We start from the raw sequence: 24,842 nt of genomic DNA, 5'->3' as shown, positions 1-24,842 counted from the left end.
GAAAGGGACAATAAATAACAGGTAATATTTGTAAATAACCGGGTAATCCAAGGATAGCAGTGCTAAAAAGGATAAAATAACTTCATGTTAAATTAATAATTGTATAAATAACAATTATTAAGTACCCAATTATTTTATCACACTAATTAAATTGTTATGAGAAAATCTTCAAAACTAATTGGTTTGGTTTTTTTTGTACTTATTTGTCAATTGGCAAAAGCACAAAATAAAACTGTAACCGGTAAACTAACTGACTCATCAGGCAGGGGCCTGCCCGGTGCCACCATCCAGGAAAAAAAGACCAAACACTTTGCGTCCACAGATAAAGAAGGACGTTTTGAAATTGCAATTAACAGCAGTGGTGTACTACTGGTATCTGCAGTTGGCTATGAGCCGGCGGAGTTTTCTACAGCCGGAAAAAGCGAAGTAAATATTATATTGAAACAAAACACGGTTGGGTTAAACGAAGTGGTAGTTACTGCACTCGGTGTAAAGCGGGATAAGAGAAACCTTACTTACAGCACGCAGGAATTAAAAGGTGACGTACTTACCAATTCAAAAGAGCCTAACCTTGTTAATGCCATGGCCGGTAAAGTTTCAGGTGTTCAGATCACCAGCTCTGCCGGAACAGCCGGTGCATCTTCACGCATAGTCATCAGAGGTGCAACATCTGCCACCGGCGATAACCAGGCGTTGTTTGTAATAGATGGTGTGCCCATCAACAATGATGAAACAGCCACCGGCGGCGCAGCAGGTGCTGGTACCAACAGGGTTTCGGACATTGATCCTGCCAGCATCGAAAACATTACGGTGCTGAAAGGTGCTGCTGCTACTGCATTGTATGGTTCTTCAGGTGCAAAAGGAGTAGTAATGATCACTACAAAAAGTGGCGGGATAGATAAGAAGCCTGCAATCAATATTTCATCTGAACTTTCTTTTGAAAAAGCTTTATTGCCTGAAAGACAAACCAAATACGGGCAGGGAATCAACGGTGTCTTTTCCAATGGGGAAGACCAAAAGACGAGTGCATCATGGGGGCCATTGATGGATACCCTTAAAATAAATGGATCGGCTGCGCCAAAGTACGATCCATGGAAATCATTTCTTAGAAAAGGAATTACTTCCAATAATTCTGTAAGTATAAGCGGGGGTGGAATAGCCTCCAGCTATTTTCTTTCGTATTCTTACTTTGATCAGCAAGGGGTTGTTCCTGTTAATAATTATAAACGCAATTCACTTTTTGCAAAATACAATACAAAAATTTATAAAAATCTTAGCAGCACCTTCCAGTTGGGGTACACCAATTCTAACCAGACAAGACTTCCGGAAGGCTGGGTTAACGGTCCTCTCTTTGTGTTGATGGGGCAGCCAATATCCTGGAACCCTTATCCTGTACTTAATGCCGATGGCTCACAAAGGTTATACAGGTTCTCCAGGAATCCACCGTTATGGACGATTGACAATATGAAGAATAATGCCACTGTAAACAGGTTCATCCCCGTACTTACATTTAATTATACTCCGTTAAGTTGGCTGACAGTTACAGAAAGATTGGGCGCAGATATTTATACAGAACAAAATAATTATTACAATGCGCCAAGTCCGGCTCTTGGTCCTGCAGATTCAGAAGATCCCAATGCATCAGGTTCTGTAAGAAATGCCAATACCAACTTCAGGCAGTTCAATAACGACCTGATCATTAATGCACACAAGGCTTTCAATAAGTTTGATGTAAACCTACTGGTGGGCAACAATGTTTATTCTAATTACAGCCAGTATGTTACCGTATCCGGCACCAAATTAACCATCGCAGATTTCTATAACGTATCTTCTGCCAAGGATATTAAGGGCAGTGAGCTATATTACGAGCAAAGAAAGCTTGGGTTTTATACACAGGCAAATATTGAATATAATAAACTGCTGGCTTTGTCATTAACCGGCCGGTATGATGGCAGTTCTGTGCTGGCAAAAGATAAGCAGTTTTATCCTTATGGCTCTGCAGCACTTAGCTTTATATTTTCAGAGTTGTTTCCAAAGTCAGGCAATAGTTTTATGAACTTTGGTAAACTGCGGTTTTCTTATGCCACCGTAGGTAATGATGGCGTAGGAGCTTATCAATTAGGAACTCCTTATATTCTTGCGTCAAGGGCTTCGGGTAATTTTCCATTCCAGGGTCAGCCGGGCTTTTTGTTGAGCCCTACTTTAGGTAATTCTACTTTAAAAAATGAAAGACTGAATGAATACGAAGTAGGAGTGGAAACTAAATTTTTAAATAACCGCATTGGCCTTGAAGCTTCCTATTTTTATAGAAAATCCACCAACGGAATTATTCCGGGAGTAGCAATTTCCGCTGCTACAGGCTATACCGGTACAACAGTTAACAGTGCCAGCATCGAAAATAAAGGCGTGGAAGTTTTACTAAATGTTTCTCCGGTAAAAACCAACAATTTTAACTGGGATATGACAGTTAACTTTTCAACCATTCGCAATAAAGTACTGCAATTATACCCGGGCCTTAACCAGTTGGGTAGATTGATAGTGGGCGAGCCATACAATATTTTCTATGGCGATAAATACGCAAGAAATGCAAGCGGAAAAATGCTGGTAGACGCAGATGGGCATCCGTTTGCCGATGGGCAGGGAATTGTAGGCAATGCAAATCCTGATTGGCTTGGTGGTATGAGTAACAGTTTCCGTTATAAACAATTTAGTCTTGATGTATTTTTTGATGTTAAAAAAGGTGGTGATGTATGGAATGGGGTAGATTCTTACGGCACTTTTTACGGTACGGCAAAAGCCACAGAAAACCGCAAGGACTTTGTGCTTGATGCAGTAAGCGCTGTTGATGGTAAAGCCAATACCATTGTTATAAAGGCACAGGATTTTTACAGGAATAACCAGCTTTACGAAGCATTTATCCAGGATGGCTCCTACATCAAACTGAGAACGGTAAGCCTTACTTACCGGCTGGATCCTGCTTTGTTGAAAAGAACCATTATTAAGACACTTTCATTGTCTGTTACCGGCCGTAATTTATGGATTTACAGTCCGCATTTTACAGGTGCTGATCCGGAAGTTAGTTCCTGGGGTACTGGTAATGGTGATGTGGGTGTATATGCATTTTCGTCGCCAACATCCCGCTCTGTAAACTTTGCACTTAAGCTCGGCTTTTAATCATTCTAACCAACAGCTAAAAATTATTAAGATGAAACGATCATTTATTATACTCATACTTTCAACCGCATTGCTGGGTGGATGTAAAAAATACCTTGATGTAAACAAGGATCCCAATAACCCGGTAGATGTGCAGGAAGCATTGATACTGGCACCGGTAGAAGCAAATATTTCTGATAATATTTTTGCAGGCAATGCCGCCATCAACATTCAATATTTTGTACAAACAATTGCCCCTAACCAGGAAAACCCTGGTAACTGGAGCTACCAATTGTTTAATAATTATTTCGATGGAGACTGGACTGCATTTTATGTAGCCGGGCTTAACAACCTCAGGATTTTGAATGACAAAGCTGAGGCCAGTGGTAAGAGTAACTATGCCGCCATTGCAAAAATTTTGTCTGCGTATGTTTTGGGTACAGCTACCGATCTTTGGGGAGATATTCCTTACAGCCAGGCATTCCAGGGAAACAAAAACTTTACGCCGGTATACGATAAACAGGAAACTATTTATACGGCAGTACAGGATTTACTGGCCAAAGGTATTTCTGATATTGAAAAAGGCAGCGCAATAGTACCCGGCGGTGACGATTATTTTTATGCCGGTGATATGGATAAGTGGAAGAAGCTTGCTTATACCTTGCAGGCACGCTATTATATGCACCTTACCAATGCACCCGGAAATACAGCCGCAGCACAGGCAGATAAGGCATTGCAGGCTTTAAACAATGCAATGCAATCAAATGACGATGACCTTAAGTTTCAGTACGAAGGTATTAACACCTGGGGCCAGTCTTTTGATCCCATTTCAACAGCAGTACTCAGTTCTACCTTTGTAAATAAACTTGTAGCAACCAACGATCCCCGGTTGCCTAAACTGGTAAAAAAAGCTGATGGTACCGGCCTGTACAATGGACGCACTGTTGGAGATCCTGTCGGCAGCCTTGACGATTATTCTTATCCCACAGCCTGGGTTGCCGGAACCGGTGCTGCAAATTATATTGTTACCTACAGCGAAGCATTGTTTTTAAAGGCTGAAGCTACATTTATAAAATCAGGAGCTGCTGCGGCAGCGCCCATCTACATCCAGGGAATACAATCTCATTTTTTAAAACTTGGATTTGACGTTACTGCAGCAGAAGTAACCAACTATATTAATTCAAGAAGCCTCACTACGGATAATGCTATCCAGCGCATCATGGAAGAAAAGAGCATTGCCAACTTTTTAAACATTGAAAATTTTACAGACTGGAGAAGAACTGGTTACCCAGCCATCACCAAGGTTAATGGAGCATTGTCTGACATACCAAGAAGGTTGCTTTATCCTGAAAGCGAGCGGCTTAGTAATTCCCAGCCACAGCAGGCGGCAAAGGTTACAGACAGGCTTTGGTGGAATCCGTAAAAAATGTTTTTTTTCTGTAGTAGTTTTAGTAGCAAGAGCCCCTGTTTTGGGGCTCTTTTTATTGTACTGCATCATACAAATCACTATTAAACGTACTTATTTGCTGGTGTAACGCCCGCTATTCCTTTTTATGATATTCTTTGATGTACTCTCTTGGCGCCTTGCCCGTAATACTTTTAAATACCCGGTTAAAAGTAACCACGTTGTTGAAACCTGATTGGTAAGCAATGGTAGAGATACTGTCGAAATCCATCTCCATCATTTTTTTGCAGGCTTCATTTATGCGAACCTCATTTAAAAAAATGATGTAGGTTTTGGAAGTGTGTTTTTTAAAATAACGACAAAAAGATTGAGGCGTTAGATATACAACGGCTGCAATTTGATCCAGCGTAATGTTTTCTGTAAAATGCTCCATGGTGTACCTGTAAATATCATTCATACGCAACCCTTCAGAGTCTGTAATTGTAAATTCAAAAGATTCTGTAGAGAGGTATTTCCATTTTTTTAAATTGGCCATCACCTGCAGCAATTCAATAAAATAGGCCAGGCGAAATCCTGCAGTACTGTTTCTGATTTTTAAAAAATGTTCCGATAATTTAGCCGCATCTTTTTCAGATGCCTGCATACCAAAACTACTGGCGGTTACAAATTTTTTTATACCACGCATTTCCGGAAAAGCAAGCAATTGAGCGATAAAGCCGGTGGGGTTAAAAAATATATTCAGCGAGTGAATGCTTTTACGGTTGGCATCATCAAAATAAGAAGGATCACTTTTAAATAAATGTGGCTGGTTGGCGCCAATAACAAAAAGATCTCCTGATTGAAACCGTTGCATCGTATTGCCCGCAATCAACGTACCCTCCCCGCTGATTACCCAGGTAATTTGGGTTTCGGTATGCCGGTGCAGGTGTTCATAAAAATGCGGCAACTTGTCTTCCTGCAAGTGGATAGAATTATCAATTTCAACCGGTATGGTAAACTGCACAACTTTCATCATAACAATATTACGTTATTTTTTTACCTGCATTTAAAAGGGTTAAAATTGGTAAATTAAAAGACAAGAAAAGTATAGTACTTGTTAATAAAACAAATAGTTTTGAATGTACCGGGAGATTTTCCTGCGACTACAATTTAATTTATGAGTACAACTTCTTTTAAACCCACGCTGGGATTGCTTGATGCAACGATGGTAGTAGCCGGTAGTATGATTGGTTCCGGAATATTTATTGTTAGTGCAGATATTACCCGAAATACCGGCAGCGCAGGCTGGCTGATGCTGGTATGGATTATAACCGGTTTTATGACGTTGATTGCCGCCTTAAGTTACGCAGAGTTGAGTGCCATGTTTCCAAAAGCAGGGGGACAATATGTTTATTTAAAAGAAGCCTACAATCCACTCATCGGATTTTTATATGGCTGGAGTTTTTTTTCCGTTATTCAAACGGCTACCATTGCTGCGGTAGGCGTGGCATTCGCCAAATTCAGCGCTTATATATTCCCGGTATTTAGTGAAGATGCAGTGGCAGTCAATCTTGGTTTTATCACCATTTCTCCGGCACAACTGCTATCTATTTTTGTGATTGTTTTATTAACCTTCATCAACTCCAGGGGAGTAAAAAATGGCAAAGTCATTCAAACCACATTTACATTGGCTAAATTGATCAGTTTGTTCTGCCTGATTGTATTTGGGTTAAAGGCAGCCAACAGCGTTGTATGGCATGGCAACTGGCAAAATGCGTGGCACCTGCACGGTTTGGCGGTTGATGGATCGGTAAAAGAATACACCTGGATAATTGGCGCCGGTGCAGTGGCCTCTGCCATGGTAGGCTCTGTTTTTAGCAGCGATTCCTGGAACAATATTACATTCATTGCCGGTGAAGTAAAAAATCCGCAACGCAATATTGGCCTTAGCCTTTTTTTAGGAACATTGATTGTAACGCTGATTTATGTAAGTACCAACCTGGTGTATACCGCCGTGCTGCCATTGCAGCAAATTGCGGCAGCTCCAAAAGACAGGGTAGGAGTGGCTGCATCAGAAATGATATTTGGCACTTCCGGCACTATTATGATTGCCTTACTGATTATGGTCTCCACATTTGGCTGTAACAACGGATTGATACTGGCTGGAGCAAGAGTGTATTATACAATGGCAAAGGATGGGTTGTTTTTTAAAGGAGCCGGCACGCTTAATAAATTTGCCGTGCCCGGTTATGCATTGTGGTTACAGTGCATCTTTGCCTCCGCCTGGAGCCTGAGCGGCAAGTACGGCGATCTACTGGATATGATATCTTTTGTGGTGGTTTGTTTTTATATGCTCACCATCGGCGGTATATTTATTTTAAGAAAAAAACAACCCAATAGGGAGCGACCATATAAAGCATTTGGTTACCCGTTATTGCCCATCGTTTACATCATTATGGGCATCACCTTTTGTTTGCTGCTGGTGGTGTTTAAACCAAAATTTACCTGGCCTGGCTTTTTGATCACATTACTTGGCATACCCGTGTATTACCTGGCGGTTGCAACAAAGAAAAGTAGTGTATCAGAGAATAATGTTGAAGACTAATCTGGCATCCCATCACCCCGAAATAGTATCCGTTTTTCATCATTTGCATTTTCACGCTATTAAAAAATTGTACAATAATTATTAAAGCCGGCTTATTGCCGGTTTTTCTTTCTTATGTGTTATTTTACAAGCAGGTTTAAACGGCCTCACTTACTTCAGCACCTTCGCCTGGCAACAATTTGTTAACAAATTTTATCTGTCAAAAGATTTGATTTGGAAAAATATTGTTCTACCTTAAAACTCTTGCTTTGCAAGGTGTTATAATTACTTGCCTCCCCCTTCCACAGGAAAGAAGTTGACAACTTCATTATCCTCTGACAGAACTCTATTCAGCCATCCTGTTATTAATGCGCAGTTACTCGAATTAAACAACCATTTTTTGCAATGGATAATCGTCGTTCTTCCAAACCAACCGAAACAAATACAAAACCAGCTACCGGGTTTCAGCAAAATAATACTGCTGACAATTTCGTACAGCAAACGCCGTCAGTGACGTTGCCAAAAGGTGGCGGTGCCTTAAAAAATATTGACGACAAATTCAATGTGAATGCAGCCAATGGCACAGCCGCAGTTTCTTTCGCCATTCCCTTTTCTACAACGAGAAGCAATTTCGTTCCGGCCATGTCGCTCAATTACAATTCAGGTTCCGGCAATGGTGAATTCGGGTTGGGTTGGTCGTTGGATCTTCCGGCAATACAGCGAAAGACAGACAAGCGATTGCCTGAATATAAAGATGCGGAAGAGAGTGATATATTTATGTTTACCGGTGTTGAAGACCTGGTACCGCAGCTTAAAAAAGATGGCACAGGCAACTGGCAGCCAGATGAAGTTACCGAACCACTCACGGGGTATACCATTAAAAGATACCGGCCCAGGATTGAAGGAAGTTTCCATCGGATAGAACGTATCACGCCAAAGGATGCCGCAACATTTTACTGGAAGGTGACCGACCGCAATAACATCGTTACGATCTATGGAAGATCACCTGCCGCACAAATATTTAACCCGGCCAATCAGCAACAAATATTTAAATGGCTACCGCAGCTGAGCTATGATGATAAAGGCAATTGTTTTGAACTAACTTATCTGAAAGATGATTTTAAAAATGTGCCGACCGTTTTATCTGAACGCAACCGGTTAAACGGAAATGCACCCTGCACCAACAGCTATCTTAAACAGGTACAATACGGAAATGAAAACCCTTATTTCCCGGATTTTAAAAATCCTTACGACCCGCCATTCCCTGCTAACCCGGCTTATTTTTATGCAGCTGTACTTGATTTTGGTGATCATGATGAATTGATTCCAACACCAGTGGTACAACGGGATTGGCCTTGCCGCACAGAGCCATTTTCACATTACAAAACAGGCTTTGAAATCCGGAACTACCGGTTGTGCCGGCGCATGCTGTTCTTTCATTTTTTTAAAGAATTAAATGATGGTATTAATGCTGCGCCAACCCTGGTACGCTCGCTTGATATCAGCTACCAGCTTTTTCTAAATCCTTCAGCAACTACTGCACAAAAAAGAAATGCTGAAGCAGATTATATTATCTCCCTGCAGGAAAGTGGTTATATCAAAAAACAAGATAGTAGTTACTCAAAAAAAAGTATGCCGCCACTGGAATTTACTTACCAGGAACTGAACTGGAATAAAACCGTCCAAACTATCTCACCTGAAAATCTCGCCAACGATCCGGTTGGTTTAAGTACCGGTTATCAATGGACAGATTTATACAGCGAAGGCATTGCGGGCATACTGACGGAACAAGCCAATGCCTGGTATTATAAAAGCAATTTGGGCGATGGCAATTTTACAAACGCACAACCGGTTATTCCTAAACCCTCTTATACCGGAATTGCCAATGGTGCCCTGCAGTTACAGGACCTTGAAGCAGATGGCAGAAAATTCATTGTTAGTTTACAGCAGGGTACAATGGGTTATTTTGAATTGAATGAGGACGCCGCCTGGCAGCCATTTCGTTCCTTTCAGCAAATGCCCAATATCAAGTTTACTGATGCCAATACGAAGTTGATAGACCTGGATGGCGATGGCCGGGCAGATTTAATAGTGTCAGAAGAAAATGTATTTACCTGGTATGCCAGCAAAGGAATCGCAGGCTATGACTCTGCCGAGCTGGCCACAAAAATGTACGACGAAGAACACGGTCCCTCATTAATTTTTGCGGATAATACGCAAAGTGTTTTTTTGTTAGACATGACCGGTGACGGGCTTACAGATATTGTTCGTATCCGCAATGGCGAAATTTGTTACTGGCCTAACATGGGCTTTGGAAAATTCGGGGCTAAAGTAAATATGGATTTTGCTCCCTGGTTTGATGGGGCAGACCAGTTCAATGCGGCTTACCTGCACCTGGCCGATATCAGCGGCACCGGTGCAACCGACCTTATTTACCTCGGTAAAAATCAATGCGGGGCTTGGATTAACCTGGGCGGAAATGCCTGGGGCGAAGTACAGCCCTTTGATGGCTTTCCCACAACAGAGCAACCGAATCAAATGGGGGTGATGGATTTGCTGGGTAATGGCACCGCTTGTATTGTATGGTCGTCTCCCTTACAAAAATATGCGGCCTCGCCCATGCGCTATATCGATTTGATGGGAGGCAATAAGCCCTACATCATGAAGGGTTTCAAAAATAATTTTGGTGAGGAAACCAGCTGGGAATATAAAAGCTCAACCCAATATTACCTGGCAGATAAACAAGCCGGTAAACCCTGGATTACCAAACTGCCATTTCCTGTGCAATGCGTGGCGAAAACGATTGTAAAGGATGCAGTGGCCGGAACGCAATTTACAAATGCGTATGTGTATCATCACGGCTATTACGATCATGCAGAAAGAGAGTTTCGTGGTTTTGGAAAAGTGGAACAACTCGATACGGAAGATTTTACCAGCTTCAAGTTATCCAATGCCAATAATGTTGTAGAAGAAGATCTGCATCAACCGCCCGCTAAAACAGTTACCTGGTTTCACACTGGTGGCTGGGTGAATGAACAAAAGATACTGGATCAGTTTAACGGAGAATACAACAAAGGGCCTTTTGAATTTGATTTACCAAAACCGCTTTTGCCCGCTGGCTTAACTGCTGATGAAAACAGGGAAGCTTTCCGTGCCTGTAAAGGGATGGCGCTGCGGCAGGAAGTATATGCAATGGATGGAACTGCAGATGAAGACAAACCCTACAAAGTAAGTACCCACAATGTAGTCATCAAATTGTTGCAACCGGCATCAGTCAATAAGTTCGCGGTTTTTTTAAGCCATGAAAGTGAAGCAATATCGGTTAGTTATGAAAGAAACCTGGATGATCCCCGCATAGCCCATTCCCTTAATTTGGAAACGGATGATTTTGGTAATGTGCTGCAGTCAGCATCCGTTGTGTATGGAAGAAAGCAAACCGATGCACAATTACCGGCCGGTATACAGGCAGAGCAAAACAAGGTGCATGTTATTTACACTACCAACGACTACACCAATTTATTTGATGTTCCGGAAACGTACCGGCTGAAGGCATTGGCTGAAACCAAAACCTACGAACTCACACAAAATACTTATAATGCTGTTACCGCTTTTAGCATCAATCAATTACTTGCTGACTTTGCAGTCGCTACTATGATTGCTTATGAAACGGCTGCCAACGGAACTTTGCAAAAAAGATTGATTGAAGATGTTCGTGTCATCTACCTTGATAACGACCTTGTAACGCCCTTGCCGTTGTTACAAATAGATACATTGGGCTTTACAAGTCAGACGTATAAACTGGCTTTTACACCTTCGCTGGTCACCAGTTTGTATGGAACAAAAGTGGTCAATCAAATGCTGACGGATTCTAAATATGTGCAGGCAGATGGCACCAACTGGTGGCTGACTTCCGGCAGAAATATTTATTTAACAGGTGTAGAAACGGCAGCAAATGCAAAGCAACGCTTCTATTTACCGGTAGCGTCAAAAGATCCCTTTGATATTGAAACAAAATTATTTTACGATGACTATCACCTGATCTTAACCAAAACAATCGATGCATTGCAGAACACCGCATCTGCTGAAACCATTGACTACCGTACGATTCAGCCGGTTATATTAAAGGATCTGAATAATAACATCAGTGAAGTAATCACTGATGAACTGGGAATGGTGATAGCGACTTCTTTGCACGGCTCGGAAGGCGATGGCAATCATGGTGACCTTCCATTAACCAGTTATAACGTTGTTGTTCCGGCCGATTTAAACGAAGTAGTCAACGATCCGCATAAATTTTTAGAACAGGCCACTGCGTTTTTTTACTATGATTTGCTGGCCTGGATGAACCGGAGTCAGCCGGTATGTTTTGCCAATGTAGTAAGAGAAACGCATGAAAGCGAATTAAGCGGCGGCAACCCGTCAAAGGTTAGTTTAAGTGTGGGCTATTCAAACGGCATGGGCAACAACCTGCAAACAAAAATTCAGGCAGAGCCGGGAAAGGCCTTGCAATGGCAGGGTAATAATTTAGTAACAGTGGATACTTCGCCCAGGCTTCGCTGGGTAGGTAGTGGCCGAACTATTCTCAACAATAAAGGCAACCCGGTAAAACAATACGAGCCTTTTTTCAGCACCACATTTGAATACGAAAGCGAAGCCGCGTTGGTGGAAATAGGTTTTTCATCCGTGTTATATTATGACCCCTTAAACAGAAATATATTGGCCAAACATGCCAACGGAACATTTTCCAAAACTGAATTTGACAGCTGGAAACAATTGACCTGGGATGAAAATGATACGGTGCTGGAAAGCCAGTGGTATGCAGACCGTGGCAGCCCAAACCCGGCAGGCCCGGAACCAAACAATGCAGAACAACGGGCAGCATGGCTGGCCGCAAAACACGCCAATACGCCGGCACAGCAACATGTAGATAGTTTGGGTCTTACCATTTATACAATTGCTGATAATGGCCCTGCAGGAAAATATGCCACCGAATATTTACTGGATATTGAAAACAATCTGCGGACCGTGATAGATGCCCGTAATAACAGCGTGATGCAATACAGCTATAACATGGCGTCGCAGCAATTGTATCAAAACAGTATGGATGGTGGAGAACGATTGGTTTTTAATGATGTATTGGGCAAAGCAGTTTTTACCTGGGATAATCGTGACCACCGGATAAAAACGGAATATGATCTATTGCACCGGCCTTTAAAACAATGGTTGAAAGAAAAGGTGCAGGATAACAATCCTGAAAAATTGATTCACTTCAGTGTCTACGGCGAAAATCAACCAAACGATCAGCAGTTAAATCTTCGCGGAAAATTATTCCAATCCTTTGATCAGAGCGGCCTTACCGAAACTGCTCAATACGATTTTAAAGGCAATGTAAAAATCAGTAACAGAAAAATTGCGTCAGAATACAAGCAGGTGGTGGACTGGAATGTAGCCGATCCTATGCTGTTGCTGGAACAAGATAATTTTGGCGGCGGTGCTTTATTTGATGCATTGAACCGGGCTACTGAGGTTCAATTACCCGATGGCAGTAAAATACATCCAGCCTACAACGAAGCGGGGTTGCTGGAGCAACTGGATGTTTTTGTAAAGAGTCAGAACCAAAATATCCTGTTTGTTCAAAACATAGACTATAACGCAAAGGCACAACGGGAGCGGATATTATATGGTAACAACACCGCCACCCGATATGAGTACGATGAAAAAACATATCATCTTACCAGGTTATTAACTACCCGCAACAATGGGGCAGACATCATGCAGGATCTGAATTACACATTTGACCCCGTAGCTAATATTACGACCATTGGCGACAATGCCCAGCAAACAATTTATTTCAACAATGCACTTGTAGAAGCCAGTAATAAATTTGAGTACGACGCTGTCTACCGGCTGATTTATGCACAGGGACGTGAACATGCAGGTCAGAACGCAGCCAGCGATCAGTTTGATGCAGATAAGACGCAATTCAATAACCAACGCCTCACTTTGCCCGGCGACATGAATGCCATGCAGCGGTATGAAGAGCAATACAGCTATGATGAAGTAGGTAACATGATCAGTATTGTACACAATGCAGGCAATGGTGTATTCAAGAATAAATGGACCAGCATATTTACCTGCAACGGTACGGATAACCGGCTTATGCAAACAAAGGTTGGAGCCAATAGTACCGGCTACAGTTATGATGCACACGGTAATCTTCAAAATTTACAGAACGGCCATTTTGGGCTTGCCTGGAATTATGCCGACCAGTTACAGCAGGTAGATTTGGGCGGAGGCGGTACGGCTTATTATGTGTACGACAGCAACGGGCAGCGGGTAAGAAAAGTGATTGAGAATGGTAACCTGGTAAAAGAACGCATCTATTTAAACACCTATGAACTATACCGGGAAAAGCAAAACAATGTGGTGAGTACTGCAAGAGAAACATTGCACATCATGGATGACAAACAGCGCATTGCTTTGATAGAAACCCGCACATCCGGGGAAGACAACGGGCTGCCTTTTTTAATACGCTACCAATATACCAATCACCTTGGTACGGCTTGCCTGGAGCTGGATAACAATGCCGCCATTATTTCTTATGAAGAGTATTATCCCTTTGGCAGCACTGCGTTTCAGGCTATGCGCAATCAAACAGAAACAGCCAAACGCTACCGCTACACGGGTAAAGAAAGGGATGAAGAAAGTGGACTGTATTACCACGGCGCCAGGTATTATGCACCCTGGCTGGCAAGATGGACAGCAGTGGATCCGACAGGTATAAAAGATGGCATCAATGATTATGTGTATTGCAGTAATAACCCGGTATTGAAGAAGGATCTCAATGGCATGGATGGTGGCACCTGGACAACTACTTATGATGCCAATGGTCAGCCGGTATATTCGTCTACCGGTGATCAGGCAAAAAAGGATTTGGGCAAAGTTGGAGGTACTGTTGGTAAGCTAACGCTGGATACTGACCTGGTGAAAGGTTTGAAAAAATCGCTGGTTGATCCAAGGCTGAACGAACTGACGACTTCCTTAAAAGCCGATTGGGATAAAGATAAAGCGCCGCTGATTGTTGGTGGTGTGCTGATATTGGTTCCGATCGCCGTAGCGCTTGGTGCCATTGCTGTGCAGAACCCAAAACTGGATGTGCCCATCATAGGAAATTTTTATCCCCGGCAGGGTGTAACCGCTCTTGCCTCATTGGGCGTAGAGACATTAACAAGCAAGTTAACAGATGACCGCTTTAAGCTTGGATTTAGTTACGAGAAAAAAGATGACAAGACGGATGTATATGGTTTTGAGTTAACCCTGAGTGGGAAAAAGCCGCCGGAAGATGACAAAAAAGATAATCCGGATGAAAAAAAATCGCCTGAAAAACAAGATCCGGCTTCTGCAGGTACAACAACAAAAACCAACGAACAAAAACAACAGGAAGCATTGCGCAAGGAAATTGAAGCACCGGCAAGTTTAACAGTTGGGGCCAAGTTTGGTGGTGGTGGTGGCGAAGGTTCCATCAAATTGGAAAAGCCGACTGCCATCGGTCGCTTTACTGTAGCACCGGCTTTGAAAGTTGCACCGCAGGCAGCGCCCAATTTCACTACCAACCTTACACTTACCACCAGTTTGTTGGGTAACCGGGTTGAATTTGGTGCGTCTCTTTTTGTAAATAATCCTGCCTCAAAAGATTCGCCGTTTGATGTGAAGTATGATGACAAGACCAATTTAACAACCGTCACCACCGCACCGCCGTTGCGGGGAACAGGTGGATTTTTGGGCGTGCAGGGCAGTTTTTAATTCTTATAAATACAGCATATAAAAAAGTATAAATAGTAACCTCCAAATTTTGAACGATGAACACAACACCTGCATCTGCCCGTGGCGACAATGGCCGCTATTCAATTTCCGGAACTGTCAGAAATCAGTACCAGCAACCAATGCCGGGCGTAATAGTTACTGCATTTGATAAGGATATAAGATCTGAACAAGCGTTAGGGAAGGCACAAACAAACGACCAGGGTTTTTATACCATTGCATACTCACAGCAACAATTTGCAGATACAGATAAAGATGCGGCGGATGTGTTTCTGCGGTTATATAATCCTGCTGGTGCAGTACTTAAACAAACGGATATTTTTTACAATGCACCTGCGCGACTGACCATCGATATCTCGCTGGGTGCTACACCCTATAAGGGCATCTCAGAACTGGAACAGGTGCTGGCGGCTGTAACGCCCTACACTGGCAAACTCACACTGGATGTGTTGACTGAAAATGCAGATGTGCAGGACATCACCTTCCTGATCAATAAAACCGGCGTTTCACGCGACAGGATAGAAGCGCTTGCGATGGCATACCGCTTTCAATCTCAAACAAAAATTTATGCCGCGGTATTTTATGGGTTGCTTCGCGAAGGGGTTCCGGGTGATACAACACAACGGTTGTTGCAAAATATTTCGGCGCCTACTTATGAGCAATTGCTGAATCAGAAACTGGAAGGCATGATGTATGAAAATATAGATGTGGTGATGAAAAGTTTTCAGCAGGCCATAACAGATAATATCATTCCCTTTAGTTTAAGTGCAGAAGCTGAAAAGATAAAAGAGCAGCTGCTGCGTATAATGATTGCCTATAAACAACAGCATCCCGAAACAGGCATTACATCTGTTCTTTTTCAGAAAGTACAAGGCAGTGGCTTGTCAGAGGAAGATACCAAAAGGGTGATGGAAGATTTGTCAAAACACCAGGGCGACTACCAGTCTTTTTTTGCTGCCTTAAATGAGGATCCCACTTTTTCAGGTAACACCGACCGGTTGGATACGATGTTTCAATTAAGCCAGCTAACCGGCGATCATCTGCCATTGGTGAATCATTTGGTGAATACGCAGGATATAAAAAAAGTGGCCGATATAAAAAAGCTTGCGGCCAATACAGCAAGCGATTGGGAGAAGATCATCGCAGAACAAAAGTTTGAAACGCCGCCTTCCACCAAAGATAGCTCTTTCACCGACCGCGTTAAAACTTTCGCTAAAAAATTGGAAACTACTTTTGCTAAAAAATTTCCTACTACCGCTTTTACTGCAAGATTAAAACAGGATGAGAAAGCCACACCAGAACAAAAAAATAAGCTGGTAGATTTCTTTGACGCCAATCCCGATTTTGATCTGGAACATCACCGGATAGAAAATTTTTTGGCGGCAAATCCTGCCGCCATTGCACCTGAAACAAAGCCGCTCGTGGCTGGCCAGCTGCGCCGTTTACAAAGAGTGTTTAAACTGGCTCCAACGTATGAAGCATCCAGTGCTTTGCTGGGTAAAGGCATTCATTCGTCCCAGCAGATTTATTCAATGGGGAAGGACCGGTTTATGAAAACCTTTGCCGCTGATCTTGGTAAAAAAGAAACAAGCCAGATATTTAACAACGCCGCAAAAATGTATGCCTCCACCATTGCCATAGCAGGCAACATGCATGGATTGGCTACGGCGTCAAAATTGAGTGTGCTGCCAAATTACCAGGGCATCATGAAGGCTTCGTCAGCAGCCAAAGAAATTCCCAACCTGGATGTATTGTTTCAGCATGCTGATTTTTGTGAATGCGATGAATGCCGTTCGGTGTATGGTGCTGCATCTTACCTTACTGATGTAATGCATTTCCTGAGCCAGCGTATGACGGACAGCACCGGCACCGTGCGTGACCGGCTGCTGGAACGCAGACCGGACATCGGGGACATTGATTTGAATTGTGATAACACCAACACCCAGCTGCCATACATTGACATCGTCAATGAAATATTGGAAGAAGCAATTGTACCATCTGTATTTTCTATTGCGGCAAGTTTTAGTGCGAACCTGCCGGTTTTTGTGCCGCTGGTAAATACAGATCCGCAGCCTGATAAACAGCATGCCATCAATACTGTTTTACTAAATGAATTAACTACGCACACTGCAGATGTGCCGCACATTGATGTATTGCTTACAAAGGATGCGATGGTTTCGGATGCGTACCAGGCAATGGGTTCTTCATCAACCCAATGGATTATCAGGGATAAATTTATTGTACTGAAACTCACTGCCGTTGCCGCAAAAATAAATGTGCAGCTGTTGCATCAAACATTGTTATCTACAGATGAACTGAGCGCTAATCCTGAATACACCAATGTAAAAGTGTATGATAATTTTTTGAAGACGGCGAAACGTCCGTTTGGATTGCCCTTTGATTTATTCAGTACCGAAGGAAATATTTATCTTACCAAGCTTGGTATTGGCAAAGCAGACCTGGTAAGGATTTTTGCAAAAGAACATTTGCCCATCGCCAATCCGCCTGCGGTTGAACTGGAGGAAGCCTTTGCGTTTTTGGAAGTAAGTTTTGAAGAACGGGATTTGATTTTTAAAGAGGACTTAATCAATCCTGCCAATTACTGGGGCACGCTAGCCGCCTCTGCTTCTGTTGAGGTAGACCTGTTTTTACAATACACCGGCCTTGAGTATGCTGACCTGCAAACCTTGATGAACCTGCAATTCATCAACCCTTTAAAAGACAGTAAGATTGATCATGATGATCTGTCATGTGATTTAGATAAACAGCATATCACCAATATAACTCCAACAAAGTTTGATCATATACACCGGTTCCTGCGACTGTTTAAAAAACTTTCCTTCAGCATGGAGGAACTGGATGCCTGCATTCTGTGCCCGGCCATCGGTAGCGGAAAAATGGATGCTAATTTTGCATGGCAATTGCATCATTTGCTTCAGTTAAAAAACAGGTTAGACCTGGACCTATTTCCGTTGCTTACTTTTTATGAAGACATACAAAGCACGGGCGAAAACAATTTGTATAATAACCTGTTTCAAAACAAGCAAATCACTTATCCGCTAAACCCGGATTTTGCGCTCGCAAATGTAAACAGCGGTATCTCCATTACAGACATTCATAAATCTGTTATTCAATCGGCCACCTTTATTTCCGGTGATGAACTGAATGTGCTGCTTGCCGACAGTGCCATCACTACTTTAACGCTTGCCAATCTTTCATTGATTTACCGCAATGTTTTGCTGATGCAATCCCAATCATTTACCGCCGATGATGTGCGCATTGCCAAACAGGTGATACCGGCTGCTATTTTTGCAACGCCTGTTGACACCATGGATTTTCTTGCCAAAAATGATTTATTAAATACAGCTGGTATTACGGTATGGGAGTTGAATTATATTTTACGTCAACAAAATGATGCAACTAACAGCCTTGTACCTGCGGAGGAAATAATGACAGTCAACCTGGGCGAACTGCAAAAAGCATTGCTGCAAATACAGGCTGCTACCGCCGTTCAACCGGATGCCAATGGCGATCTACTCACCAAATGGTTGAATGACCCTTTGTTAAAATGGGATACTACCATAACAGCAAAACTGATCACTATTCTAAAAACAATTGACGACGATGCATATGTAAACAACATCATCCCTTCCAACTATACCTTCCTGAAAAATTTACGAGTACAATATGACCAGCCTTTTCATGAGGTAACTCTTGCTAATTTAACACCAATAGAAACGCTGTCGCAACTGAGTGCCAATATTAATTACAATGCAGGTACAAAGCAGCTGGAGTTTACCGGGGCCATGACGGCGAATGAACAAATGGCCTTGCTAGCTGCATTTGCCGACCAGGATTATGCGGATGCCGTAAACCAGTTATTCACCGATTCCCAGGGAAGTGCTAATACAACGGCTGCCCTTGCTGCACTTCCGGTGCTAACTGCTTATGCACCTGCAGCAGGACAACTTGTTTATGATTCCAATAAAAAAACACTGCGCTTTATTGGTTACATGGATGCTGCATTGCGGGATGCATTGAAGAATTTTTATAACAATCCAAATCTTGTAAGAGATGCGCTGGGTAATTTATTTGGCACTCAGCAAACAGACAACAGCAGTGCCAATATTTTCTTTGCCAGTAATGGCGATATAGACACCAGTTTAAAAACGCTGGACTTTGCACACATTGCGCAGCGGTTTGATTTGTTGCTTCAAAAAATAGCTCCTTTTTACAAAAATATTCAGCAACGATCAGCCATTCAAAACCGCATCAGTGGCTGGTTCTCGGTAGATAAAACAATCGCAGCACAATTATTGATTTCCCTTCCTGCCATTTATACAGACTGGACGAATACTGCATTTGTTCAAAAAATTAATACACTTAACAGCACCAACTATCCTGCAAAGTTTAACCAGTATTTGAAAGTTGCAAAAATCAGTTTTGTTGTAAGCAAATTAAAAATAGATGCCGCTTCGCTGGACTGGATATTGACCAACGCCACAGCGGTTACCATTACGGATTTAAATACACTGCCGCTGGCACCAGTTGCAACTCCGATTTCTGCGAGTGACTTTACAGCTTTTGAAAATCTCATTAACCTTTTCAACCTGCACCATAGTTACGCCTTATCAAATTCCGGCGCAACCATCGTCAATATTTTACAGGATGTGATGGACGGTTCAAAAACGCTGGATGCGATTGAAACTGAACTATCCGGTTTGTACGGCTGGGATAAAACACAAATAAAGAGCCTCGTGGAAGCGCCCAATTATTTAAATCTTGTAACAGCGCCTCCAGCCACATCTGATTTAAAAAGCATTCGCATATTGGTTAGGCTGTATAAATGTTTTTCTGCCATGGCATTGCTTGGTGTAAAGGCAGAAGATTGTATCAACTGGAGCAAGCCTTCTTTAGGTTTTGATGATGCCACCAAGATTAAGCAAACTTTAAAATTAAATTATGCAGACACGGATTGGCTGGACGTTACACAACCGCTGCAAAATAAACTAAGAGAAGCAAAACGGGATGCATTGGTTACCTGGTTACTGGCCAACCCCGGAACAAATACCTGGAAAGATGCCAATGATTTGTACAGCTATTTTTTAATTGATGTAGAGATGAGTGCCTGTCAACCCACCTCCAGGATTGTGCAGGCTACCAATGCGGTACAGCAGTTTGTACAGCGTTGTTTTATGAGCATGGAAACCGATATCACCGTAAATGCAGATGACCCCGACCAGGGCAGTTTTGATCGCAAATGGAAACAATGGGAGTGGATGAAATATTACCGTTTATGGGAAGCCAACCGCAAGGTTTTTTTGTATCCCGAAAACTGGATTGAGCCGGAATTGTTACCCAATCAATCTTCATTTTTTAAAGACCTGCAAAATCAATTGTTGCAAAACGAAGTCACACAACCCAATGCCGAAGACGCTTTTATGGCATACCTGGAAAAACTGGATGGCGTAGCAAGACTGGAAGTAAAAGGCATGTGGTACCAGGATGATAACCAAACACTGCATGTAATTGCCCGCACGTATGGCGGCGACCCTAAAATTTATTATTACCGCCAGTATGTTGAAAACAGGCGGTGGACGGCCTGGGAAAAAATTGATCTCGATATCAACAGCGATCATATTGTGCCGGTTGTGTTCAATCAGCGCCTGTATATTTTTTGGGCAATGTTTACAGAAAAGGCAAGAGAAACACCCGATACATTGCCGGTGCCGGATTTAAAAGAATCCGCCTTTCCCATTCAAAAACCGGATAAATACTGGCAAATACAAATGGCCTTCAGTGAATACAAAAAAGGCAAATGGTCGCCGAAGAAAATTTCCAACAACGATGCTTCCGGTATTATTGAAGTGAGCCAGTTTTATGATAAAACACAACAGGTTTACACGCCCGCCAAATCTAAGTTTTTGTTTTCACCGGTGGATTTACCACAGCCCGATTTTAGCAATCTTGCGACCTATATTGAAAAGAAAGACATCAAAGGGTGGTGGGGTGCTTTTTTAAATGACATTGAAAATTCATTGAAACAAAATGGTACGCTCAACATCAATTGTTATGTAGTTAATGACAATAATTTCTACAGCTACAAGGGCACATTCGACCTGGATCCCTGCCGCGGATACCCGGTGGTTACTGACAATTATGTGCAGATCAATCCCCACCTTTTTACACGCAGCGGTTTAGACAATATGCTGGATGACGAGAGCGGAAGTGACACCACCAACAACTTCCTTGCCTTCCCGGCGCAGTCTTCCATTTTAAATAATACCCCCGGCTTGTTCCGCAATTGTATGCCCTTGCAGGCTGGGTTTTTCGACCGGATGCTTTACCTGATGCAGGTAATTTTTAAAGCCAATCAGTATGCTTTCAGTGACCGGAGATCCACCATCACCCTGGGTACTTTTCTGCCTTTCTTTTACCAGGATGCAACTTATCAACAGGAAAAAACAGGACGTACTTATTATGTAACACCCGAGTTCAGCGACAATGATACGTTTGAACTATTCTATTCCGATATGGAGGCCTGGTTTCTTCAATTGCTGGAATTGCTGGAAGCCATCATTGCCGGAGATACGGCCAAAGAAGCGGAGATCAAAGACGCCATGCCACAGATTCCGCAGGGAAAAAGGATACTGGTGCTGTATCATTTTTATAACTTCTATCATCCCACGTCCTGCTATTTTATGCGGCAGTTATTTAACAAGGGAATTGATGGATTGATGAGCCGTCAGACACAATTAAAAGGCGATATTGCTTATGATTCCAACCCGGCCAAATTCAGTTTCAACACAACCTACGCACCACAATTCAATGTGTACAGGGGGCAGCCTGTAACTTATCCCAATGCGGTGACAGATACTACTCCGGGTTATCCGCGGGAAGATGTTGATTTCAATATTCAATCGGGTTATGCCTTGTATAACTGGGAACTGTTTTATCATGCACCGCTGATGATTGGCATGCGCCTGAGTGAGAACCAGCAGTTTGAAGATGCCGATAAATGGTTCAAATACATTTTTAATCCGGCAGATGCATCCCCTTATCCGGCGCCGGATAAATTTTGGGTAACCAAGCCATTCTTTATGAATGTGGTAAATGTTGCAGGTAAAACAAAATACGATTTGCAACGCATAGAAAATATCATGTTTGGTATTGCCGATCCTGCTTCGGCGCATCCGAACGACCTTGATAAAAGTGTGGAAGACTGGCGGGTGAATCCGTTCCAGCCGCATTTTATTGCGCAGTACCGCACCGTTGCGTATCAAAAAACTACGGTAATGAAATACCTGGATCACCTCATTCGATGGGGCGATTATTTGTTTACGCAGCACACTATGGAATCTGTGACGGAAGCAACCCAATTGTATGTATTGGCAGGCCAGATTTTAGGCAACGAACCAAAAATTATTCCTCCTGCATACGAGGTGCCGGTAAATAATTATTACCAGCTGGAAAAAAAGCTGGATACTTTTTCCAATGTACTGGTGGAAATAGAAAATTTGTTACCAATGCACACTTACCAGGGATTGGATTTCTCCAATCCCGATAATCCTGATCTTCCTTCGCTGCAGGCATTGTATTTCTGTATTCCTTTTAATGACAACATTTTGCAGTACTGGAAAACAATAGCAGACCGCTTGTTTAAGATCCGGCACTGCCTGGATATACAAGGTGTATTTTCACCCCTTTCTTTGTTTGCTCCACCCATTGATCCGGGGATGCTCGTGCGTGCAACCGCAGCAGGACTCGATTTGAGCAGTGTGCTGAATGATATGAATGCGCCGTTGCCGTTTTACCGTTTTGTGATTATGATACAAAAAGCAACCGAGCTTTGCAACGAAGTAAAGTCATTGGGAGCATCGTTACTGGCGGCATTGGAGAAAAAAGATGCAGAACATATTGCCCTGCTGCGTTCGGGCCAGGAAATAAAATTATTAAGTGCTGTAATGAAGATGAAAACGCTGCAGATTGCGGAATCAGATAACCAGCTTAACAATCTGCTGAAGCAAAAAGAACTGCTTACCATACGCAGGGATTACTACCAACAATTACTTTCATCCGGACTAAACGACGGGGAAACAGTAGCCCTTGTTTTAAACAACGCTTCTACAATAATCGATACGGGCATCGCTGTTGGTTATGCGCTGGCCGGCGGATTGAAACTGATTCCCGATTTTATTCTCGGCGCTTCGGGCTTTGGTGGGTCGCCGCATGCAACAGTAACTACCGGCGGACAAAGCTTTGGTAATTCTGCTGAAGACCTGGTGAGGAACCTGCAGGCGATTGCAACCGCCCTTGATAAAAATGCTTCGCTTATGAGCACCAATGCATCCTACCAGCGCAGGGCCGATGAATGGAGAAACCAATTGAACAATGCCAATAAGGAACTGGAGCAGGTTGATGTACAGATTTTAGGTGCCCAGATACGACAGGAAATTGCCAATACAGATAAAGAAAATCAGCAGTTGCAGATTGATAACGCTAAAGAATCAGATGATTTTATGCACAGCAAATACACCAATGAAGATTTGTATGCCTGGATGATTGGCAAAATTTCAACTACCTATTTTCAGAGTTATCAATTGGCTTATGATGCGGCAAAAAAAGCAGAGCGTTGTTTCCGTTACGAGCTGGGCTTAAGTGATTCTGACTATGTTCAGTTTGGCTATTGGGACAGCATGAAAAAAGGTTTGCAGAGTGGTGAATCGCTGATGTACAACCTGAAGCAAATGGAAATGGCTTATTATGAAAAGAACAGGCGGGAGTACGAACTGACCAAATACATTTCGCTGGCACAACTGGATGCGGTGGCCCTGTTGAAATTAAAAGAAACCGGGCAATGTTTCATCAGCCTGCCGGAAGAGTTGTTTGACCTGGACTATCCTGGTCATTATTTCCGCAGGATAAAATCAGTGAGCCTTTCCATACCATGTGTTGCCGGGCCTTTTACTACCATCGGATGCACCCTGACATTGATGAACAATTCACTCAGAATAGATTCTACCAGCGTGGCAGATGCAAAAAAATATCCGCGTAAATCGACCAACGGAATTCCTGCAGATGATCCCCGCTTCAGGGATAGTGCAGGCACTTCTCAATCCATTGTATTAAGCCATGGCCAAACCGACAGTGGGCTGTTTGAACTCAACTTCCGCGATGAACGGTACCTGCCATTTGAAGGTGCAGGTGCCATCAGCAGCTGGCATCTGCAGTTTCCTTTTGCCAATACAAAAGATAAGAGTGGTACCAAAGTGAATACGCTGTTGCAGCAGTTTGATTATAACACCATCACCGATGTTGTTATGCAGGTAAAGTATACAGCCCGTGAAGGAGGAGATGCGTTGAAGCTAAATGCATCCGATAGCCTGAATAATAAGATTAACCAAATGCTGGTGTCATTGAAAGATAAGGGGTTGACAAGGATCATCAGCGCAAGGCATGAATTTCCCAATGAATGGTACCAGTTTTTAAATCCGGTATTGATTACAGATGACCAGGTGTTATCCATTAATTTAACCAAAGACAGGTTCCCGTTTTTTGTTCAGGAAAACCAGGTTAAGATTAACGTAATTGAACTTGCTGCAGATAGGACTGCAGGTAGCATATTAACTCATATTCCGGGAATAGTATTGACGCCTGCACCCAATCCAAATGCAGCACAGGATCTTACAGCTGATGGCATTTATGGAAATTTATTACACAAGTCAATGAATTACGTAGCCAATAACCAGGTACCGGGCGTGTGGAAAATAACCAACCCGGTTGCCAATCCAAGAATAACAGCAGACCAGGTAAATGATTTGATGATTATCCTGCACTATTCGGTAAGTTAGACTGAAGTGGAGTTTATTAAAGGAGATATATAAGCAGGCTGTATTGGTA

6 protein-coding genes are annotated in these 24,842 nt (G+C 42.7%); 5 read left to right on the top strand and 1 reads right to left on the bottom strand.

The features are described from left to right. Positions 1-156: 156 nt before the first annotated feature. Both JWR61_RS20960 and JWR61_RS20955 read left to right on the top strand, forming a co-directional pair. Positions 157-3,174 carry a SusC/RagA family TonB-linked outer membrane protein gene (locus JWR61_RS20960; protein ID WP_301929661.1) on the top strand — a complete coding sequence of 1,006 codons (3,018 nt, stop codon included), beginning with the start codon at positions 157-159 and terminating at the stop codon, positions 3,172-3,174. Between the two features lie 31 nt (positions 3,175-3,205). Continuing rightward, a complete protein-coding gene (locus tag JWR61_RS20955; RefSeq protein ID WP_301929660.1) occupies positions 3,206-4,576 on the top strand; it encodes a SusD/RagB family nutrient-binding outer membrane lipoprotein in 1,371 nt (456 codons plus the stop codon). A 118-nt stretch (positions 4,577-4,694) separates the two neighbouring features. Here JWR61_RS20955 and JWR61_RS20950 read toward each other — a convergent pair whose 3' ends face one another. Further along, positions 4,695-5,573, bottom strand: coding sequence for an AraC family transcriptional regulator (locus tag JWR61_RS20950; protein WP_301929659.1), 879 nt, complete (start codon positions 5,571-5,573; stop codon positions 4,695-4,697). A gap of 141 nt (positions 5,574-5,714) precedes the next feature. Here JWR61_RS20950 and JWR61_RS20945 point away from each other — a divergent pair, with 141 nt between their 5' ends. The 3 genes from JWR61_RS20945 to JWR61_RS20935 all read left to right on the top strand — a co-directional run bounded on the left by JWR61_RS20945 (position 5,715) and on the right by JWR61_RS20935 (position 24,793). Next, positions 5,715-7,142 (top strand): APC family permease, encoded by a 1,428-nt coding sequence (locus tag JWR61_RS20945; RefSeq protein ID WP_301929658.1) that lies wholly within the window; start codon positions 5,715-5,717, stop codon positions 7,140-7,142. A gap of 384 nt (positions 7,143-7,526) precedes the next feature. Next, positions 7,527-14,924: a SpvB/TcaC N-terminal domain-containing protein gene (locus JWR61_RS20940; protein WP_301929657.1), complete on the top strand. Its 7,398-nt coding sequence runs from the start codon at positions 7,527-7,529 to the stop codon at positions 14,922-14,924. A gap of 56 nt (positions 14,925-14,980) precedes the next feature. Beyond that, on the top strand, positions 14,981-24,793 hold the full coding sequence (locus tag JWR61_RS20935; RefSeq protein WP_301929656.1) for a neuraminidase-like domain-containing protein: 9,813 nt from the start codon (positions 14,981-14,983) through the stop codon (positions 24,791-24,793). Positions 24,794-24,842: the final 49 nt, after the last annotated feature.

It is taken from the genome of Ferruginibacter sp. (genome assembly GCF_028288465.1).
Taxonomy (GTDB): domain Bacteria; phylum Bacteroidota; class Bacteroidia; order Chitinophagales; family Chitinophagaceae; genus Ferruginibacter.
The sequence above is the reverse complement of the archived record's forward strand: the minus strand, read 5'-3'. Positions and strand labels throughout refer to the sequence as shown.

Coding starts and splice junctions, on each gene's coding strand:
- JWR61_RS20960 (WP_301929661.1), top strand. CDS start 157: ATGAGAAAATCTTCAAAACTAATTGGTTTGGTTTTTTTTGTACTTATT.
- JWR61_RS20955 (WP_301929660.1), top strand. CDS start 3,206: ATGAAACGATCATTTATTATACTCATACTTTCAACCGCATTGCTGGGT.
- JWR61_RS20950 (WP_301929659.1), bottom strand. CDS start 5,573: ATGATGAAAGTTGTGCAGTTTACCATACCGGTTGAAATTGATAATTCT.
- JWR61_RS20945 (WP_301929658.1), top strand. CDS start 5,715: ATGAGTACAACTTCTTTTAAACCCACGCTGGGATTGCTTGATGCAACG.
- JWR61_RS20940 (WP_301929657.1), top strand. CDS start 7,527: ATGGATAATCGTCGTTCTTCCAAACCAACCGAAACAAATACAAAACCA.
- JWR61_RS20935 (WP_301929656.1), top strand. CDS start 14,981: ATGAACACAACACCTGCATCTGCCCGTGGCGACAATGGCCGCTATTCA.